Origin of the sequence: Mycolicibacter acidiphilus (assembly GCF_018455725.1) — a bacterium.
GTDB classification, from domain to species: Bacteria; Actinomycetota; Actinomycetes; order Mycobacteriales; family Mycobacteriaceae; genus Mycobacterium; species Mycobacterium acidiphilum.
The window spans coordinates 1-1,553 of the sequence record NZ_JAHCLR010000116.1 but is presented as its reverse complement, the minus strand read 5'-3'; the positions used below and the strand labels follow the sequence as shown (position 1 = coordinate 1,553).

1 protein-coding gene is annotated in these 1,553 nt (G+C 63.8%); it reads right to left on the bottom strand.

Annotated features, from left to right (window positions below):
- Positions 1 to 34: 34 nt before the first annotated feature.
- Positions 35 to 1,434 (bottom strand): IS3 family transposase gene (locus tag KIH27_RS22070; RefSeq protein WP_372451453.1). Its coding sequence is split into 2 segments (ribosomal slippage): positions 35 to 1,090 and positions 1,093 to 1,434, totalling 1,398 coding nucleotides; the frame shifts between segments, so codons are not numbered across the junction.
- Positions 1,435 to 1,553: the final 119 nt, after the last annotated feature.

Below are 1,553 nucleotides of genomic sequence, written 5' to 3'. Positions count from 1 at the left end.
CGGAATTTGTCAAGGTGTTTGAGTCCAGTGGGTGTTAAGCGGCTGCCGTCTGGTCCTCCTGTTCGGCAGGTTTTGGTGGGTTGATCGCGGCGGCCTGGGGGAGGTCGATGATCTTGGGTGCGGTGTCGCGGCCGAACCGGTGCGGGTGGCGTGCTCGGGCGTCGGCGAGCACGACCCGGCGCTGGGTGTCCTTGGCGGCCGCCAGGCCGTAGAACACGTCAGCGGGGGTGTGCAGGCCGATGCCAGTGTGGTGGTGTTCGTGGTTGTACCAGCCCACGAAGGCGTCCATGAAATCCCTTGCGTGGTGGATGGATTCGAAGCGGTCCGGGAACGTCGGCGCGTATTTCAGTGTCTTGAACCAGGATTCGCTGTAGGGGTTGTCGTTGGAGACCTTCGGCCGTGAATGCGACCGGGTCACCCCCAGATCATCGAGCAGGCTCGTCACGGATTTGCTGGTCATCGAGGTGCCCCGATCAGCGTGCACGACGTGCGGGATGCCGTAGGTGCCGAAGATCTGCTCCATCATCTCTTTGGCCAGCACCCCGCATTCGCGGGCGTGCACGTGTACCCCGACGATGTAGCGCGAGTAGATGTCGATCATCACGTAGGCGTCGTAGTAGACCCCTTTGACCGGGCCGCGCAGTTTGGTGATGTCCCACGAGTAGACCTGCCGCGGTGCGGTGGCCACCAGTTCCGGGCAGACCGCCTTGTGGTGGCGGGCCAGCCGGCGCCGTTCCTTGATCTGGTTATTGGCGTCCAACAGTCGGTACATGGTCGACATTGAACACAGGTAGGTGCCCTCGTCGAGCAGGGTTGCCCACACCTGCATCGGGGCGGCATCAACGAACCGGGCACTGTTGAGCTCCTCGAGTACTCGTGCGCATTCAGCCGGCGTGAGCTTGTTGACCGGCACCCGCACTACCGGATCACGCGGCGGCACGGGTTTGGCGCGGCGGATCGCGGTCGAGCGGTGTATACCGGTCAACGCCGCCGCCTTGCGGGTGGTGATCCCATGGCAGCGCAGGTCGGTCCAGGCGTCCATCAACGCTTCGTCGGCTTGTCGGACTGCTCCGCGCTCTCGGAGATGCTCTCCAAGAGCGCGTGTGCTTTTCCCATGATCTCCAAGGCGACCTCTGTGGTGGCCAACCGTTTGCTGGTTTGAGCGAGTTCCCGCTTGAGCCGGGCGATCTCGGCCTGCTCAGCCGTCAGTTTGCCGACCTTCGCCGTGGCCGGCTTGTCTTCCAGAACGCTGGCATCGCGCTGCTTGCGCCACTCGCTGATCAGTGACGAGTACAGGCCCTCACGACGCAGGTAAGCACCGCCATCGTTGGTGGTGCAGGCCTGCTCGTAGGCGGCCAGGTGCGCGAGCTTGTCGGCGGGACTAAACGAGCGCCGCCGTTGCGGGCCGTCGGCACGAGGGCCACTGGATTCCATGGCCGCATTCTCCCCGGCGGTCGCCAGGCTGGAAATCGTCATCTTCGAGTTGATCCGTATCTCGCCCTGCAAGCGGATTGCTATGAACCGTTGGACTCAACTCACCCTGACACGCAGGG